The sequence below is a fragment of the bacterium genome, assembly GCA_040755795.1.
Lineage (GTDB): Bacteria > UBA9089 > CG2-30-40-21 > CG2-30-40-21 > SBAY01 > JBFLXS01.
In genome coordinates, this window is sequence record JBFLXS010000655.1 from 1 (window position 1) to 1,496 (window position 1,496).

The 1,496-nt window shown below is 38.6% G+C and carries 1 protein-coding gene; it reads right to left on the reverse strand.

The features are described 5' to 3' along the window. The coding region (locus AB1414_20660) for a transposase (protein MEW6609822.1) at window positions 1-1,327 on the reverse strand (1,327 nt) is incomplete at its 3' end. Window positions 1,328-1,496: the final 169 nt, after the last annotated feature.

Genomic DNA, 1,496 nt, shown 5'->3' on the forward strand with positions numbered 1-1,496 from the left:
TCTTAGGTGCTAACTCCTCATTGTGGGTCGACTTCAGGTATAGTTGAATTAGAGTATAGGTGAGTAAAACAAAAAATACATGCACCACATCCGCATTAAAATTAGGAGTGCTAAATGAACCAACTAACCAGCAATTTTTTATCTGATCAATCCTCTCCTCTATCTGCATACGACCTGTATATAACTCTCTTAAATCCCTTGGGTCATCAAATACCCTGGTAGAAGATAATGCCCATAGAGCTCCCTCACCATCAGATTTCCTGCTTCTTACTAAAACAATATACAAAGGTATCTCACAGCTTTCCCACGATTCTATCATTCCAATTCCTGCTACTTCCTCCACCTCTACAACCTTTCCATTCTCATCCTTTATCTCATTATAAATAACCCATTTTACATCCTCTAATCTTGAAATCCCCAAAGCATCTATCAGAGCATGCATATTGGATTTTAATGGAACTACACTATCTATACCATATTCCTTCTTGAAACGACTAATCATCTCCCCGTCTATAAATTCCCTGTCCATGATAACAATCTTTATAACCCCTTTGCCAATCTCCAAAACAAAATTATCTACCAGTTCTTCTCCTCTCTTTAAACCAGATTCATCACCCCTGCCTAAATGTCCACCAGCAAATATAAAATATTCACCCTGCCGACTATAATGAAGCAACATCGTCAATTTGTAACAACGAGTATATTTAAACCTCTTTTTCTCTTCCTGGGAAAGTTTTTCCACATCTACATACCTACCATCCTTATCTAAAGGTAATAATGCAGACTCTTTGTAATTTGGATTGTCAGGAAGAGAAATTATGCTCGGGTCTAATATAAATATCCCTTCCTTGTCACAATATCCTCTATGCCTCCTTACCCATTTCTGGACATCCTGGTTATACCACTTCTCAAGATTTGAGGCATTCGTATCTTTAAAGAATTTACGGGCAGCATCGGGATCTATTGGTGTCTTACGCTCCTCCTTATTCTTATAGTTAAAACCCCCTCCCTTTAATCCAATGTTGAACTTTACCCTTGTTAGTATTGAACCCGAACGAAGAATAAACTTGAGTCTATGAAATGCTGCTGTGCCAAAAAGCTTCATCTGAACCATACACCCAAGTAGAAACCATACAGGGATATTCTCCCTTTCCCGAGGTGAAGGATAACTGCTCCCACACCACTCAAAAAACTTCTCTTCTATCAGATAACCAAATAACCTATCCTGAAAACTCCACGAAGTTAGGTCTAAATAGTCTATCTGACCATCCTTTAACCTCCTCCTCACCTCTACCTTGTTCTCTTTAAATACAATAATCTCTTCCATATTACTTCTTCCCCTTTGGTAACTCTTCACACCTAAGTCTCGCTATCTCCCTCAACTCCTTCTCTATCTCCTTATTTACCTTTACCCATGAGGACATAGCCTTAATAAACTTTTGCCATTCTGATGCCCGTTTACGCCAATATTCTATCTTTCCTTTACGAACATACCG